The sequence below is a fragment of the Kitasatospora aureofaciens genome, assembly GCF_001188955.3.
GTDB classification, from domain to species: domain Bacteria; phylum Actinomycetota; class Actinomycetes; order Streptomycetales; family Streptomycetaceae; genus Kitasatospora; species Kitasatospora aureofaciens.
This window is the reverse complement of the sequence record NZ_JPRF03000001.1, coordinates 412,122-427,074: the sequence shown is the minus strand read 5'-3', so window position 1 is coordinate 427,074 and position 14,953 is coordinate 412,122. Positions and strand designations below refer to the sequence as shown.

15 protein-coding genes and 1 pseudogene are annotated in these 14,953 nt (G+C 71.3%); 5 read left to right on the top strand and 11 right to left on the bottom strand.

Features of this window, described 5'->3' with window-relative positions; translation table 11 throughout:
- From HS99_RS01960 to HS99_RS01950, 3 genes are read left to right on the top strand one after another with little or no spacing between them, the layout of a single operon-like run.
- A complete protein-coding gene (locus HS99_RS01960; protein WP_030556272.1) occupies positions 1–1,893 on the top strand; it encodes a dipeptide/oligopeptide/nickel ABC transporter permease/ATP-binding protein in 1,893 nt (630 codons plus the stop codon).
- Positions 1,890–2,693, top strand: coding sequence for an ABC transporter ATP-binding protein (locus tag HS99_RS01955; protein ID WP_030556274.1), 804 nt, complete (start codon positions 1,890–1,892; stop codon positions 2,691–2,693). The genes HS99_RS01960 and HS99_RS01955 overlap by 4 nt, the downstream gene beginning before the upstream one ends.
- Positions 2,690–3,994 (top strand): NAD(P)/FAD-dependent oxidoreductase, encoded by a 1,305-nt coding sequence (locus tag HS99_RS01950; protein ID WP_030285875.1) that lies wholly within the window; start codon positions 2,690–2,692, stop codon positions 3,992–3,994. Before HS99_RS01955 ends, HS99_RS01950 begins: the two co-directional genes overlap by 4 nt.
- Here HS99_RS01950 and HS99_RS01945 read toward each other — a convergent pair.
- Positions 3,984–5,066 carry an alpha/beta fold hydrolase gene (locus HS99_RS01945; RefSeq protein ID WP_050367035.1) on the bottom strand — a complete coding sequence of 361 codons (1,083 nt, stop codon included), beginning with the start codon at positions 5,064–5,066 and terminating at the stop codon, positions 3,984–3,986. The two genes, HS99_RS01950 and HS99_RS01945, sit on opposite strands and share 11 nt — an antisense overlap.
- 184 nt (positions 5,067–5,250) lie before the next feature.
- Positions 5,251–7,434 (bottom strand): pyridoxal phosphate-dependent decarboxylase family protein, encoded by a 2,184-nt coding sequence (locus tag HS99_RS01940; RefSeq protein ID WP_050367034.1) that lies wholly within the window; start codon positions 7,432–7,434, stop codon positions 5,251–5,253.
- A 277-nt stretch (positions 7,435–7,711) separates the two neighbouring features.
- On the opposite strand from HS99_RS01940, the gene HS99_RS01935 reads away from it, so the two are divergent.
- Complete coding sequence (locus HS99_RS01935) at positions 7,712–9,052, top strand: type I glutamate--ammonia ligase (protein ID WP_030556278.1); 1,341 nt, start codon at positions 7,712–7,714, stop codon at positions 9,050–9,052.
- 110 nt (positions 9,053–9,162) lie between these two features.
- Positions 9,163–9,408, top strand: a pseudogene (locus tag HS99_RS01930) (IS110 family transposase); the annotation flags it as partial.
- Positions 9,409–9,965: 557 nt separating this feature from the next.
- Here HS99_RS01930 and HS99_RS01925 read toward each other — a convergent pair.
- From HS99_RS01925 to HS99_RS01890, 9 genes are all read right to left on the bottom strand, one after another.
- Complete coding sequence (locus tag HS99_RS01925; RefSeq protein WP_030285885.1) at positions 9,966–10,343, bottom strand: hypothetical protein; 378 nt, start codon at positions 10,341–10,343, stop codon at positions 9,966–9,968.
- A 250-nt stretch (positions 10,344–10,593) separates the two neighbouring features.
- Complete coding sequence (locus tag HS99_RS01920; protein WP_030285887.1) at positions 10,594–11,043, bottom strand: SRPBCC family protein; 450 nt, start codon at positions 11,041–11,043, stop codon at positions 10,594–10,596.
- 306 nt (positions 11,044–11,349) lie between these two features.
- On the bottom strand, positions 11,350–11,523 hold the full coding sequence (locus tag HS99_RS40500) for a CsbD family protein (RefSeq protein ID WP_072655938.1): 174 nt from the start codon (positions 11,521–11,523) through the stop codon (positions 11,350–11,352).
- Positions 11,524–12,033: 510 nt separating this feature from the next.
- Entirely contained in the window at positions 12,034–12,444 is a 411-nt protein-coding gene (locus HS99_RS01915; RefSeq protein WP_030285889.1) for a gas vesicle protein K, read from the bottom strand.
- Entirely contained in the window at positions 12,441–12,689 is a 249-nt protein-coding gene (locus HS99_RS01910; RefSeq protein WP_030285891.1) for a gas vesicle protein, read from the bottom strand. The genes HS99_RS01915 and HS99_RS01910 overlap by 4 nt, the downstream gene beginning before the upstream one ends.
- Positions 12,686–13,504, bottom strand: a complete 819-nt coding sequence (locus tag HS99_RS01905) for a GvpL/GvpF family gas vesicle protein (RefSeq protein WP_030285893.1) — start codon at positions 13,502–13,504, stop codon at positions 12,686–12,688. The genes HS99_RS01910 and HS99_RS01905 overlap by 4 nt, the downstream gene beginning before the upstream one ends.
- Entirely contained in the window at positions 13,501–13,938 is a 438-nt protein-coding gene (locus tag HS99_RS01900; RefSeq protein WP_167395850.1) for a gas vesicle protein, read from the bottom strand. The genes HS99_RS01905 and HS99_RS01900 overlap by 4 nt, the downstream gene beginning before the upstream one ends.
- Before the next feature lie 36 nt (positions 13,939–13,974).
- On the bottom strand, positions 13,975–14,226 hold the full coding sequence (locus HS99_RS01895) for a gas vesicle protein GvpG (RefSeq protein ID WP_030285895.1): 252 nt from the start codon (positions 14,224–14,226) through the stop codon (positions 13,975–13,977).
- Between the two features lie 13 nt (positions 14,227–14,239).
- Positions 14,240–14,953: a GvpL/GvpF family gas vesicle protein gene (locus HS99_RS01890; protein WP_030285896.1), complete on the bottom strand. Its 714-nt coding sequence runs from the start codon at positions 14,951–14,953 to the stop codon at positions 14,240–14,242.

The following is a 14,953-nucleotide window of genomic DNA, read 5'->3' as shown; positions in this document are numbered from 1 at the left end:
ATGAGCCTTCCACCCGGTCTCCGGCGCACGCCCATGGCCTGGGCCGCCGCCGTCATGCTGGCCTCGCTCGTCGTGCTCGCGCTGGTCGGCCCGCTGGTCTGGGGCGCTTCGGCAGACCGTCCGGATGCCTCGGCCGTGCTCCAGGGCCCCTCCGTGGGACACCCGTTCGGCACCGACAACCTCGGCCGGGACGTGCTCGCCCGGGTCCTGACAGCCACCCGTCCCTCCCTACTGCTCGCGCTCGCGGCCGTCCTGCTCGGCGCGGGAGCGGGCATCCTCCTCGGGGCGTCCACCGCCGTGCTCGGCCGGCGCGCCCGGAGGCTGACCGCCGGGCTGATCAACCTGCTGCTCGCCTTCCCCGCGCTCCTGGTCGCGATGTTCCTCGCCGTCGTGTTCGGCGCGGGCGCCGCCGGGGCGATGCTGGCCCTCGCGGCCGCGGGCGTCCCCGGATTCGCACGGCTCACCCAAACCCTCGCCGCCGGTGTGGCGGGCACCGACCACCTGGCCGCGGCCCGGGTCCTCGGCCTGGGCCGCCTCCGCCTGCTGGGGCGGCACGTCCTGCCCAACATCGCCGAGCCGCTGCTCCTGAGCACCACCACGGCGGCGGGGACCTCCCTGGTCGCGCTCTCCGGGCTGAGCTTCCTCGGCCTGGGCGTCCAACCGCCCGGCTACGACTGGGGGCAGCTGCTCAACCAGGGGCTCGACCGCGTCTACGCCGAGCCCCTGCCCGCGCTCGCCCCCGGTCTGGCGATCCTCTACGCGGCCCTGGCCTTCCAACTGCTCGGCGAGGTGCTGGCCGGGAACGCCGCCCGGCGCGGCCCGGCGCCGCGCACGCCCGCGCCGACGCCCGCACCATGGGGGTCCCCCCGGCCGAAGGCTGGGGGAGGCCCCGCGGAGGAGGGCCTGGTGCTCCAGGTCGAGGACCTCCACGTCGAACTCCCCACCCCGGACGGACCGATCCGGCCGGTGCACGGAGTCAGCCTCGCCCTACGGCCGGGCGAGATCGTCGGGCTGGTCGGCGAGTCCGGCTCGGGCAAGTCGCTCACTGCGCTCGCCATCGCCGACCTGCTCCCGTACGGCGCCCGGGTGTCCCGGCGCACCCTGCGCCTGCTCGGCGCCGACCTGGCCGCCCTGGCGCCGAAGGAACGGGACCGGCACCTCGCGACCGGCCTGGCGATGATCTTCCAGAACCCGGCCTCCGCGCTCAACCCGGCTCTGCGGGTCGCCACCCAGCTCACCGAGGCGGTCCGGGCCCATCGCGGTGCGAGCCGTGCACAGGCCACCGCGGAGGCCGCCGAAGCCCTGCGCCGGGTCGCCCTCCCCCCGGCCGTGCTGCGCTCCCGCCCCCACCAGCTCTCCGGCGGTCAGCGCCAGCGCGTGATGATCGCCTCCGGGCTGATGGTCCGTCCGGGCCTGATCATCGCCGACGAGCCGACCACCGCGCTCGACGTCACCGTCCAGCGGGAGATCACCCGGCTGCTGTCCGAGATCCGGCGGGACACCTCCGCCGCGATCCTGTTCATCAGCCACGACGTCGCCCTCGTCGGCGAGTTCTGCGAAAGTATCCTGGTGATGTACGCGGGGACCATCGTCGAGACCCTGCCCGCCGACCGCCTCGCCGACGGCGCCCGGCACCCCTACACCCGGGCCCTGGTCGCCTCGGTACCAGACCTCACCGCGGACCGCGACCGGCCGCTACCGACGATCGACGGCGCACCGCCCGACCCGCTCACGCCCGCACCGGGGTGCCCGTTCGAACCCCGTTGCCCGCGCCGCCGGGGCCACTGCGCCGATCACACCCCGCCGTTGGAGGACCTCGCCGCCGACCACCGGGTCGCATGCTGGTACCCGGTCCCGGTGGCGGCCGACCCGGAGACGGTGGCCGCCTCATGACCGTCCTCCGGGTGACCGACCTCACCGTTCACCACCCCGGCCCACTCGGCCAGGTCACCGCCGTGGACGGCGTCTCGCTGGAGGTCCCCTCCGGCACGACGCTCGGGCTCGTGGGCGAGTCCGGCTCCGGAAAGTCCAGCCTGGCCCGCGCCATCGTCGGCCTCGTCCCCGTGCACACCGGCCGGATCATGCTCGACGGCCGGGAAATCCGTGCGCGCACCATCCGCGACCGCCGCCGGCTTGGCCGCCTCGTCCAGGTCGTCCTCCAGGACCCGGACACAGCGCTGGACCCCAGGATGACGGTGCGGCAGACCCTTGGCGAAGCGGCCACCGTCTTCCACCGGCTCGACCGGCCCGCCCGCGACAAGCGCGTCACCGAGCTGCTCGAACTCGTCGGCCTGGACCCACGGCTCGCAGGCCGCCTGCCGCGCCAGTTGTCCGGCGGGCAGCGCCAGCGGGTCGCGCTCGCCCGCGCCTTGGCCGTCGAACCCGGCCTGCTGATCGCCGACGAGGTCACCTCGGCGCTCGACGTCTCGGTGCAGGCCGCCGTCCTCAACACGATCCGCGAACTCCAGCGGCGGCTCGGCCTGTCCATGCTGTTCATCGGCCACAACCTGCCCGCCGTCTGCCACGTCTCAGACGCCGTGGCGGTCATGCGGCACGGCCGGATCGTCGAGACCGCCCCCACCGACGCCCTGCTGCGCGCCCCGCAGCACCCGTACACTCGGACACTGCTCGCCGCCGTGCCGAGCCTGCGCACGCCGCCGCCCGCGCCCGCCCCCGAGGAGCAGCCGCCATGACCGTCGGAGCACCGGACGTCGTGGTGGTCGGAGCCGGAGTGATCGGATCGGCCATCGCCCTCGAACTCGCGCGCGGCGGAAGGCAGGTGACCGTCGTGGACAAGGCGGGCGCCGTCGGCCACGGCTCAACCAGCGCCTCCAGCGCGGTCATCCGGTTCAACTACTCCACCTTCGCGGGCGTCGCCACCGCCTGGGAGGCGCAGCACCTCTGGACGTCCTGGGCCGCCCACCTGCGGCTCGCCGGCCACCGTCCCCTCGCCGCCTTCCGGCGCACCGGCGCCGTGCTGCTCGACTCCCCCACCGTCGCACCGTCCGCGACCGCCGCCCTGTTCGACCGAGCCGGCGTCCCGTACGAGCGGTGGGACGCCCCGACGCTGCGCCGCCGTCTTCCCGGCATCGACCCCGGGCGCTACTGGCCGCCGAAACCGGTGGACGACGACGCCTTCTTCGCCGACCCGTCCGGTGAGCTCGGCGCCCTGTTCACCCCGGACGCCGGGTACGTCGACGACCCGCAGTTGGCCGCCCAGAACCTCGCGGACGCGGCGGCCGAGCTGGGCGCCCGCTTCCTGTTCCACCACACCGTGGTGGCCGTCGACCGCTACGCGGACCGGGTGGCGGGCATCCGGCTCGCCGACGGGACGCGGATCGCCGCCCCAGTCGTGGTCAACGCCACCGGCCCCTGGTCGGGCGGCCTCAACCGGCTGGCGGGCGTCGGCGGCGACTTCACCATCGGCGTGCGCCCGCTGCGCGAGGAGGTCCACCAGGTCGCCGCCCCGGAGGGCCGGCCCGCCGAACCCTTCCCGCTGGTCGCCGACCTCGACCTCGGCACATACATCCGCGAGGCTCCCGGAGGCCACCTCCTGGTCGGCGGCACCGAGCCGGACTGCGACCCCCACGAGTGGATCGACGACCCGGACGGGGCCGACCCCCGCCCCACCGTCCGACGCTTCCGCACCCAGGTCACCCGGGCCGCACGCCGCTTCCCGGCCATCGGCGTCCCCAACCGGCCCCTCGGCGCAGCGGGGGTGTACGACGTCGCCGACGACTGGACCCCGATCTACGACCGCACCGGTCTCGACGGCTACTACGTCGCGATGGGCACCAGCGGCAACCAGTTCAAGAACGCCCCGCTGGTGGGCCGCTTCCTCGCGGCTCTGATCGACGCGGTCGAAGCCGGCCACGACCACGACGGCGACCCGGTCCGCCACCACGGCGAACACACCGGCAACGTCATCGACCTCGGCGCCTTCTCCCGCCGCCGCCCGATCCGTTCCGGCGCGGCCCGGACGGTCATGGGCTGACCGTCCGCAGCTCCCGCACCAGCTCCCCGACCACTCCGACCACGAACTCCGCCGCCTCGTGCGGGAAGTCGTGGCCCGTCCCCTCCGGCGTGTGCACCAGCCGGGACGCCGACGACGCCGCCAGGTACCGGACCCTGCTCCGGAGGTAGAAGCGGGCTAGCCGCTCGGCCTCGACTGCGTCCCGGGCACCGGCCAGCACCGCCTCCCCGCCGATGAGATCCCTGGGTATCACCAACACCAGCGGCAGGTCCCCGAGGTCCTCGTCATACACCACGGTCTCCCACCCCACCCTCGCCAGCCCGGACGGCGACAGCTCGGCGAAGACCGACGCGGCGGCGCAGCCCTGCCCGGTCCGGCACCCGGGGCCGCGGTGCGCGCCGAACAGTTGCCGCACCGCCGTCAGCAGAAAGCCACGACGCATCCCCGCGAGCTGCCGGTTGCGCGGCGCGAAGGCGATGACCTCCAGGGGCGTCGGATCGAGCAGTACGAGCCCGGCCACCAAGTCCGGCCGCCGCCTGGCCGCGTTGGCGACCAACAGGCCGCCGAACGAATGGCCGACGAACACGAACGGGGGCCGCTCCCCCGCCCCCTCCAGCGCTGTCAGCAGTTCCTCCGCCTCGGCCGCCGTCGTCCGCGGGAAGGGCCCGACATCGCTCCAGCCCGCCCCGAAGCGGTCAACCAGCACCGACCGCGTCCGGGCCGCCAGCATCGTGTGCAGTTCCCGGAAGTCCTCACCGGGAGCGTGCCCGCCGGGCATCCAGACCACGGTCGGTCCGCCCCCGGCCTCCCCCTCGGCGAGAACGTGCATTCGGTGGCCACCCACGTCCACCAGCCGCCCCGGCGGCGGATTCACCCGGGCCTCACGGGCGACCAGCACCAGGTGACGAACGGCTCCCGCCCCCAGCAGCACACCGACAGCCACCACGATGCCACCGAGCGCCACCGCCCATGCCGCCCCCTTCCCGACCAGGGCACCGCCCACACCCACCACCAGCACCGCGACCGGCACCCCCAGCCAGTCCCGGCTCAGCAGCGCGAGTAAGGAGTCCGCGACCCGTCCGTCCCGTCGCATCGGTCCCTCCGCAACGGCACTCGAAAGCCAATCCCTGCCAGTCTCCTTCCCGCATCCACCGGTCCTGATCCACCTGCCACGACGCCAGACCGTCCCCAGGACCGCCCGAGAACGCACCGCACGTGCTCAGAGGCTCGGAGTCACCGCATGGTCGAAGTCGAGGATGGCTTCGAGCTTCCAGTGGTCACCGGGCGGGCTCGGGGAACACCTCGCGGATCGCAGCCCGCGCTCCCTCGGCCAGCGCCTCCCGCAGGACGGGGATGAAGTCTCCCCGCTCGGTGTCGGTCAGCCAGGGGTCCAGCGTGCAGGAAACCAGATGCCTGATCGGGGTTCCGCTGGGATCTCCCTGGAGGCCCAGCCGGTCCGCCACCCGCCGCATGTACACCCCGCCGTACAGGTCCGGTTCCAGGGCCGATCCGCTGACGATCAGGTCGGGGCGCTGCGGGGACGCGGGGGTGTTCCTGGCCGCGGGGACTGTCGGCGCGACCCCGAGCTTCTCGGCGATCAGGCGGTTGATCCGGTTGGCCTTGGCCAGGTCCGGGTTCGGCTGGCCCTGGCGGACGGCGTTGAACGCGTAGGCGATGACGACCTGGTCCGAACCGAGCTCGGCGAGGAGCTCCCGGGCCTCCGGGTCGGTCCGGATCTCCTCGTTGCTCTTGCACACGATGCGGTCCAGGATGAACCGGAGCTGCTCACGAAGGGCGCGCGCGTCGCCCGGGCGTTCGCGTTCGACGGGCAGCCGCTGGAACGGGGCGACGAGCAGGTCGGGGTGGTCGAGGCCGAGGGTGACGAAGGCCGCGTACAGGCGCTTGCTGTTGAACAGCGCCTGCCCGAGGATCTTGCCGTAACCGTGCTGGTCGGTGGTGATGACGCGGTGGCTCAGGTACACGCCCGCCGCGGCGGCGCCCGGCTTGGAGCCCTCGACGCCGTACAGGCCCACACCCGAGTTGCCCAGGTCGAGGTAGGGCGCTGTGAAGGCCACCATGTTCTTCTGCGCGCCGTTGCGGTAGCAGAGTCCGCCCGCCGGGTAGGGCACGAAGCCGGCCTTGTGCGGGTCGATGGTGATCGAGTCGGCCCGGTCGAGGGAGTCGTACTGCCGGTTGACGTACTCGCTCATCACGAAGTCGGGCGTGTAGGTGACCTGGCCGTCGGCCTGCGTCGGGCGGGGACGCCTGACGGCGGCGAAGTAGCCGCCCCATGCCGCGTCCACGTGGATCGGGTAGGAGACGTTGCGCTCGTGGAACTCCTCACGCAGAGCCAGCATCTCGGCCAGCGGGTCGACCGAGCTCTGCTCGGTGCTGCCCAGCACGGCGACGTTGAGGATGACGGGGCGGCGACCTCGGATGCACTCCTCCACGCGGGTGCGCAGGCTCGCCACGGTGGCCCGCGCGTCCAGGTCCACCTCGACCGGGACCAGACCGCTCTGCCCGATGCCGAGCAGGGCCGCGGCCTTCGGCCATGAGTAGTGCATCGTTGCCGTCACCAGCACGGCCGGGTTGCCGACCTTGCCCTCCAGGAAGCGCCGACGGAACTCCTCGTAGCCGAGGTGCTGCAGCGTGTAGGCGTTGATCAGGCCGAGGTCCTCCGTCCTGACGCGGTGCTCCTCGACCATCCGGGTCGGCAGCCCCAACACCTCGTCCACCGGCAGGTTGACGCACTCCCACGCGTCCAGGTCGAGCAGCCGCAGCGCGTCCTTGCCGTTGGCCATGCGGACGGTGAGGTCCCGTGCGCCGCCGAGCGCGTGTGGGTGGCGCCGGATCGCCTCGGCCACCGCGATCGGGTAGTAGGTCAGGTTGCGCGCGGACCAGAGGGCTTCGAGGTTGGCGACCGTGCCGCCGGAGGTGATATGGCCCCACGGGGTCGGCAGGGCCAGCGGCTGGTATCCGAGCAGCCGGCACAGGTCCTTGCCGACCTCTTCCTCTAACCGGGTCGTCACCGGCGAGGACTCCAGGGCGACGTTGTTCGGGTTGTACAGCGTCGCCGCGAAGTAGCCCGCGAGCGCCGGGATCGTCTGGTCCCAGTTCATGTGGGCCTGGTAGCGGTAGCTGAAGAACGGCACCGAGCTGCCCAGGTAGTCCAGGAGCTTGGCGTGTTCCCTGCGCATGGTCGCGACGGACTGCTGGTACTCCGGCGACTGCTTGATCCCGTCGGTGACGTAGGGCGGATCGTCCCGGTAGAGGTTCCTGCGGGCCGCGCAGTGCGCCGCCAGGGCGTCGTTGATCAGATCGGCGAGCACCGTCTGGTTCTCGGCCATCGGTCCGAGGAACCAGGCGGCGAGCGAGTGGGTGCCGGGCGCATCGGCCAGCTGGAGCTCGGGGGCGACCGTCGGCGACGGCTCCCGTCGCTCACGGGCGATGTGGGGGGTCATCCAGGGCCTTTCGGCAGCGTGCCGCATCTTCGTCCGGACACGGATCTTCGAGAGTGGGAGCGTAATGGCCTGGAGACAGGTTCGGGGACGATCTTCGGCGGGCCGTCCCACCATCGGGTGACCGTTTCAGTGAGCACCCGTCCCAACCACCGGCCAGGGCAGACCGGTTCCCGCGCCTTGTCTCCTGCGTCACGTCTCAGCCCCGACCGTTCACGGACGAGTGAAATCCCGGCCGGCAATTCGCCCACCGGCTGCCGCGAACGCCAGCATGGGCAACATGACCACCACGCACCCCCGAGCCGAGCGGGCCGCCCGGGCCCGGGCGGCCGAATTCCAGCTCACCGCCGACGGAATCGACGGGGTGGTGTTCGGCTGGGTCGACAACGCCGGGCTCACCCGGGTGAAATCCGTCCCGCTCGCCCAGCTCGAACAGGCCGCCGAGTACGGTGTCGGCTCCGTACCCTGCTTCGACGTCACCCTGGTGGACGACTCCCTCACCACTGCGCCTTCGAGCACCGGCCCCGTGGGCGACCTGCGGCTCGTCCCCGACCTCGACCGGCTCACTCCGCTCGCCGCCCAGCCCGGCTGGGCCTGGGCCCCAGCCGACCGCTACACCCAGGACGGCAAGCCGCACCCCGGGTGCCAGCGCGCCTTCGCCCGTCAGGTCACCGAGGCCATCGAGCGGCGCGGGCTCTCGATCCGAGCCGGGATCGAGATCGAGTGGGTGGTGGCCGACGCCGCCGGGGCCCCCGCGACGGTCGCGCCCGCGTTCGGGATGACCCGCTTCGTCGAACACTCCGACTATCTGCGGGCCGTGCTGCGCGCCCTCACCACCCAGGGCCTGACCGTGCTCCAGCTCCACCCCGAGTACGCCGCCGGGCAGTTCGAGGTCTCGGTCGCCGCGGAGGGGCCGGTCGAGGCGGCCGACACCGCGATGCTGGTGCGCCACACCATCCGGGCCGTCTCCGCCCGGCACGGCCTGCGGGTCTCGTACGCGCCCGTCTTCTCCGAGGGCTCGATCGGCAACGGCGGCCACCTGCACCTCAGCCTCTGGCGAGAGGGCCGTAACCTCGGGCACGGCGGCCCCGGCCGCCACGGGCTGCACCCGGAGGCCGAGCAGTTCCTCGCGGGCGTCCTGGCCGAACTGCCCGCCCTGCTCGCCCTCGGCGCGCCCAGCGTCGCCTCCTACCTGCGACTGGTCCCCTCCCATTTCGCCGGTGCCTACCGCTGCTGGGGCCTGGAGAACCGTGAGGCGGCGCTGCGCCTGATCGCCGGCTCCGCCGCCGGGCAGGCCAACGCCGAGCTCAAGTGCTTCGACGCCACCGCCAACCCCTACCTGGCGATCGGCGGCGCGCTGGCCGCCGGACTCGCCGGCCTGGACGCCGGCCTTCCCCTCCCGCCCGAGACCCCGAGCGACCCCGCCACCCTCGGCGGCGCCGAACGCCTACCGGCGAGCCTGCCCGAGGCGATCGACGCGTACGAGAAGTCCGCCGTACTGCGGGAGGCACTCGGCCCCGAGCTGTTCGAGACCGTACTGGCCGTCCGGCGGGCGGAGGCGGAGCTGTTCGCGATGCACACAGGTGCGGAGGTCATCGAGGCGGTCCGCTGGCGCTACTGACGCGACACCAGTTCGCCATTCCCGGCCCGTGGGGCATATCCATCGCGATATGCAAGCCGGTGGGAAGTGCGCCCTCCGGCCAGAGGGGTGGCGAGGCGATGCGACGCGTGCCAGGACCACGGTCATCGAGGTGGATCGGCCGGACCGCAAAGCACGGCGGGACAATGGCAAATCCGACCGTCCTGGTCCGCATGAAATACGACCAGCGCACCCGGGACTACGTCGCCCGACGCACCGCCGAAGGCCTGGCCAAGAAGGACATCATCCGCTGCCTCAAACGATTCGTCGCCCGCGAGATCTACCCCCACCTACCCCACACGATCCAAACCACTGAATCGCTCCCCCAGACCGCTTGACGATCTATAGGAGCTTCCCAATGCTGGCTTTACCGACGTTCCGTCAGGCCTTTCTGGACGGTCCACATCGCGCACTCGCGGAGTTTGCGGAAGTCGCCACACGGCGCCCAGCCTGGATCGTCGATTCGGTGCCGACCGCACGGTCGCGACGGTGCCAGATCACCGGTGGGGTGCGGGCGGTATGGTGGCTGCCTCCGCCGGTATGCCCGGTCCGGGGTGGTGACCGTCCTTCGGCAACTGGCGAGGGGGCGTGCCGACCCATGGGAACCGACTACGAGCGTCTCGCCGCTCGCGACGAAGAGCTCGCCATCATGGTGCAGCGGAGGCGCCGAAGGATGGATCCCAATGCCGTTCCCGGTCGGCATCGAGGCCGTCGCGGCGCAAGCGAGAGCTTTCTAAAAGCGAAGTGGCTGTGCTGACTGGCGCCAGCGTCAAGTGGTACGGAAAGCTGGAGAACGGGGATGTTTCTCCGATCAATTCCTTGACCGCCTCGCATACGATCCCTGCCCCCAGCATGCGCTCTGCCGCTCAACGGGGCGGCTGGTTTCAGGGCTGGGTCAGACGATGCTCTCTTCGTAGAACAGTTCGAAGGTTCCTCCTCCGAAGGCCGGCAGGCCGGTGGTGGCCGCGGTGTCGAAGTGCGCCGGGCTGGGCGGGAACAGTCCGCTGTCGGGGAGGACGAGTTCGAACGGGGGTGGACCGCCGAAGGTCGGGATGTCGGTATACCGGCAGGCGTGGAAGGCGCCGTCATCCGTGACGATCCCCAACTCGATGTGAGTGGTGCCGACGATGGGTTCCGTAATGTCCATCCCCTTTACGGAGCCCTGTCCTTCCAAGGTGTCGTTGAACACCACATTGCCGTTCATCCGGACCTGAACGTGACGGTCTCCCGGACTGTTCTGGAAGATCGCGTCGAAGTGCACGGCTTGCTGCATAGTGACCACCTCGGAGGTCTACTTGGCTTCCCCCTTCCAGGAGACCACCGCGTCCGGCCGTGCGAGACTCCTACGGAGCAACTGAGAGCCCCGTCCTGTACGGCCCTGTCCCGGCTGGCCGGGACAGGGCCGGGTGCAGCGGCTGGTGAACTGCTCCCGGTCGGCCCAGCATCCCCACCCGCCCGACAAAGCCGGACGGCCCCGGCGGGCGGGATCTGCCGCCAGCCGGGGCCCTCACAATGCTGCCGGGTCAGAGCTTGCCGCGGTAACCGCCGGTCTCGCTGCCGCGCTTCTCGATGAAGTTCTTGAAGCGCTTCAGGTCGCCCCTCACCTGCCGGTCGAGCATGTTCACCATGTCGGCGGCCTTCTCCGCCAGCCCCTCGGGCTGGTAGTCCATCGTCATCACGATCCGGGTGTGGCCTGCGTCCAGAGGCTGGAAAGACACCATGCCGGACTGTTTCACCTCGCCCGTAACCGTGCGCCACGCCACGTGGTCGTCCGGGGCCTGGTCAACGATCTCGGTGTCGAACTCCCGGCTGACACCGGCGATCTTCGTCTTCCAGCGGTTGTGGCGGTCGTCGATCTGCGTGATCTCCTCGACGCCCTCCATGAACATCGGGAACTGCTCGAACTGCGTCCACTGGTTGTACGCGGTGCTGATCGGCACGTCGACGTCGATCGTCTCCTGGACCCTGCTCATAACCAACCACTCCTTACTCGTCAGTCTGCTGAACCGGACCCGCACACCAGCCCTCGGGCAGTCAGGCACGCGGGACCCTTCGGCCATCCCGCCCCACCCGCGGCGTGCCCGCAACCGGCAAAAACCCAGGACCGGCCAGCCGCAGCGGGCGGCGGACCAGTCTCCTGACGGCCACGGCCATGCGCCGCCCGGGCCGCGCCGTGTGGTCCGCACGGGTGAACGCCCGCGCACCCGCGAACACGGCCCGGATCGCTGGGCACCCCTTCTCCTGAGGTGTTCAGCCCTTCCCAGCAATGGGTGGCGCGGTCAGTCCTTGAAGGCGTCCTTGACCTTCTCGCCGGCCTGCTTCACGTCACCTTTGATTTGGTCGCCTTTGCCCTCGGCTTCCAGGCGTTCGTTGCCGACCGCCTTGCCTGCGGCCTCCTTGACCTTGCCCTTGACCTTGTCACCGAGGTTCGAGGCCTTGTCCGAGGCGCTCATTGCGATCTCCCTCCGTTTCCACAACGGCCTGTCCCCGGAGCGGCTGCCCGGATTGCCCGCAGGCATGCACCGGATGTGGTCCGGTGCGGTTGGTCGGGAGTCGCCGTGCTGACCGGTGCAGCCGGGCGGCGCCGCGATGATGCTGGACCTGCACGACGTGACCTTTCTGGCTCGGCGGGACTGAACGCGCTGCTGCTGGCCCGGAGCCAGGCCGCCCGCCAAGGCCGCCGTCGTCCAGCTCGCCCAGCCTTCCGACCAGGTGGCGCGGCTGCTGGAGATCACCGGATGCGACCGGGTCTCTCCCGTTGACCTGGACGTGCCTCGCTCGGCTCGTTGAACGTATCGGAGTCCGTCTGATCGAAGCCCGCGAGAAGGCGCCCCGCAGGCCCGAGACGCCCAGCGCGCTCAAGAAGGCTGCGGACGCGGTTCTGTCCTGACGGGACCGAGGGCACGGCCCGGTGTCCGGGCCTGCGCCGTCCACGGTCATCTGCACTGCGGCGCAGGACGGGACTACTGCGGTTCGTCCGGCGGGAGGAGGGGGCCGAGCGGTCCGAGGTCGAGGTTGAGGTCCTGCATGGTGAGCCCGTAGCGGGCACACAGGTCGTTCATGCGCTCGTGTAGCGCCATGAGGGTGGCTCCGAGGTTCTCCTCCTGCTCCTCGGTGAGGTCGCCGGCTTCGACTCGGTGCAGGGCCTGCCGTTCCATGAGCTGTCGGAGGAGTTCGACGAGGGTGAGGACGAGCTTCATCAGGTCCCGTTCGACGGTCTCGGGGCCGGTCGTGATCCTTCGGGGTGCATGGCGCGGGCGGCCCCGGCCTGTGGCTGTCTCGCTCGTAGTGGCTGGCAGGACGCGGAACGCGCGTGTGGCGGCCTGGGCGACCTCTTGGCGGCGGTCCGGACGGGGTGGCTCGTCGGTGGTCACGGCGTCCCCCGCTCCTCGGATGGGACATGTGCCGCCCAGGGGGCGGGCGTGCGCTCGCTGATCGACGTGATGAGGGCGCGCAGCGAGATCCGTACGAGGTCGATGTCGGCAACGGACAGGACGAGGTCACCGGTGATGACCACTCCGCCGCTGAGCAGGCGGTCCAGCAGGTCGATGAGGGCGACCTGCTGCTGCGACGGGGGCGCGCCGGTGGTCGCAGCCGGGGTGTTTCCTGGAGGGTTCACGGTGCACTCGCCGTGCCGGGTTCGGGAGGGGTGAGGGTGGCGAAGGAGTAGGGGGCCCACGGACCGGTGACGTCGACCCGCAGACCGGGGAGACCGTCGGTGGCGTGCATGGTCTCCTCGCGGAACGCGCGGACATGGTCCGCAGGCACGAGGTAGGCGTCGTTGACCACGTTCTGTCCGGGGCCGGTTGCCAGTTCGCCTTCCTGGACGCGGTGGCGTGCCCACTGCACCGCGTGGGCGCGGGCGATCACTGCGATCCGTTGTGCTGCCTCTTCGGCTGCCCGGTGGGCGTCGTGGCGGGCGTCCTGCTCCGTACGGCGGCGGCGCAGATAGGCGCGTCCTGGACTGAGTGCTGGATCAGGCGGGGCGTCCGTTGCGGCGGGGGGCCGCGGTTCGGCCTCGACGTAGAGCTTGACGCCCAGCTCCACATGGCCACGCAGGCGTTCCAGGCCGTCAAAGAACAGTTTCTGGTTGTCGTCGAGCATCGCGCGCACCCGGTCGTCGTCGAGGTAGACGGTGGCCAGGCGCAGTGGAAGGACGGTTGTGTGCGCTGCCAGCGCTTCGATGACGCCATGGTGGGCCCGGGCCAGGGCTTCGAGCCAGCCGAGGTCCTCCAGGTGCCGATGCAGGGCCGCTTCGTGGAAGTCCTCGGCGGGGACGTGACTGACGACGGCCACCGGGGTGGTGGTGCGGTCGGGAGTCAGGAGGCGGACGGGAGCTCCGGCGACGCCGGTGAGGGTTCCCGCCTCGGCGGCCAGGGCGGGGGTGCGGTCGCGGGCGACGGCGTAGGCGTAGGTGAGGGAGGCGTCGCTCATGTGTCACCTGGACCGGGTCGTGTGTGAGCGGTGGGCCGCTTGGCCGGGCGGCGGCGCGGCGTGGCTGCCTCCGGAGCGCTGACGGGCGGGAGGGCGGCGTCGGCGCGCAGGGCCTCGATCTGTTCGCGCAGGCGTTGGTTCTCCTCTTCGAGACGGGAAGTGGAGTGGTCCGCGCGGGAGGACAGCGAGGGGTCGTGTTCCCACCAGTCGATGCCCATCTCCTTGGCCTTGTCCACGGAGGCGATGAGCAGGCGCAGCTTGATGGTGAGCAGTTCGATGTCGAGGAGGTTGATCTGGATGTCGCCGGCGATGACGACGCCCTTGTCCAGCACCCGCTCCAGGATGTCGGCGAGACTGGCGGAGGAGGCCGGCTGGTAGGGCGGCGCGGCCCGGGAGGGCAGCGAGCCCATACGGTTGGCGAGAGAATCACTCACTGCTGTCCTCCGTCCGGCCGCGTGGCTGCTACACGGTCATGGTGCGCGGCGCTGGGTGTGGGCCCGGATTTCGTCGAGGCGGTCGAGGAGTTCGTCCTCACGCCGGTCGAAGGTCTCCTCGTCGATCTCTCCGGCCAGGAGTGCTCGCTCCAGTTCGGCAAGGTCGTTTTCGACGGGCGCAGGGTCGTAGTACTCGTCCTCGGCGGTTTCGACGACGCGTTCGAGCACCCAGACGGTGCCGCGCACCGGCGCGAGTGGGAGGGTGAGGATCTGGGTGATCAGACCCATGGCTTCACGTCCTTCAGACGAAGCTGTAGGCGGGCAGGGGGCCGTACAGCCGGACGTCGCAATCGGCGCCGAGTTCGTCGGCGAGGCCCTTTTCCGCAGTGAGGAAGAGCTCTCGGTGCTCTTGGTCAACGAGGAAGGAGATGTTCAGGAAGTCGTTCCCGGTGGGCTCGGAGGCCAGTTCCTCGCGCGTGTGGGGACGCAGTGCCTCGGTGATGCCGGCTGCCAGGGCCTGCTGGCGCGCGAGGACCTCCTGCGTGACGAGTTCCCCGAGGGCGAGCGGCAGCTCGGGGTTGCTGTTGCCCGCCTTGATGTCGTCGTTGAGCTGCCGGGCTCTGGGTGATTCCCGCAGGATCTGCCGCAGCAGGGCGTCCTCCTCGACGGCGGCCTTGATGTGGTACTCGGCGCAGCCCTCCAGGTGGCTCAGCCGCTGGAGGTACTCCTCGCGGTGCTGGTCGAGGGCGGCCCGGACGGCGTCGTCGTCGGGAGCGGTGAGGCCGAAGCGCAGCGGCAGCACCGCCCCGTCGGCGACGAGGCGTTCCTGAACGGCCTGGTGGGCCATCAGGTCTCGGCGTTTGGGCCGCAGTTCCGCAGGTGCGTCGCTGACGACGGCCGCCAGCGGCCCGGCCCGCAGGGAGCGCAGGGCTGCTGGGACGGGACCGACCGTGTCGAGGCCGGTCAGGTCGTGGGGATGACCGGCTGCGGTGATGGAGTAGACGTAGACGGCCAT

What these genes read in the sequence shown, in the direction of transcription:
- HS99_RS01960 (WP_030556272.1), top strand. Translation starts at nt 1, where the DNA reads ATGAGCCTTCCACCCGGTCTCCGGCGCACGCCCATGGCCTGGGCCGCC.
- HS99_RS01955 (WP_030556274.1), top strand. Translation starts at nt 1,890, where the DNA reads ATGACCGTCCTCCGGGTGACCGACCTCACCGTTCACCACCCCGGCCCA.
- HS99_RS01950 (WP_030285875.1), top strand. Translation starts at nt 2,690, where the DNA reads ATGACCGTCGGAGCACCGGACGTCGTGGTGGTCGGAGCCGGAGTGATC.
- HS99_RS01945 (WP_050367035.1), bottom strand. Translation starts at nt 5,066, where the DNA reads ATGCGACGGGACGGACGGGTCGCGGACTCCTTACTCGCGCTGCTGAGC.
- HS99_RS01940 (WP_050367034.1), bottom strand. Translation starts at nt 7,434, where the DNA reads ATGACCCCCCACATCGCCCGTGAGCGACGGGAGCCGTCGCCGACGGTC.
- HS99_RS01935 (WP_030556278.1), top strand. Translation starts at nt 7,712, where the DNA reads ATGACCACCACGCACCCCCGAGCCGAGCGGGCCGCCCGGGCCCGGGCG.
- HS99_RS01925 (WP_030285885.1), bottom strand. Translation starts at nt 10,343, where the DNA reads ATGCAGCAAGCCGTGCACTTCGACGCGATCTTCCAGAACAGTCCGGGA.
- HS99_RS01920 (WP_030285887.1), bottom strand. Translation starts at nt 11,043, where the DNA reads ATGAGCAGGGTCCAGGAGACGATCGACGTCGACGTGCCGATCAGCACC.
- HS99_RS40500 (WP_072655938.1), bottom strand. Translation starts at nt 11,523, where the DNA reads ATGAGCGCCTCGGACAAGGCCTCGAACCTCGGTGACAAGGTCAAGGGC.
- HS99_RS01905 (WP_030285893.1), bottom strand. Translation starts at nt 13,504, where the DNA reads ATGAGCGACGCCTCCCTCACCTACGCCTACGCCGTCGCCCGCGACCGC.
- HS99_RS01895 (WP_030285895.1), bottom strand. Translation starts at nt 14,226, where the DNA reads ATGGGTCTGATCACCCAGATCCTCACCCTCCCACTCGCGCCGGTGCGC.
- HS99_RS01890 (WP_030285896.1), bottom strand. Translation starts at nt 14,953, where the DNA reads ATGGCCGTCTACGTCTACTCCATCACCGCAGCCGGTCATCCCCACGAC.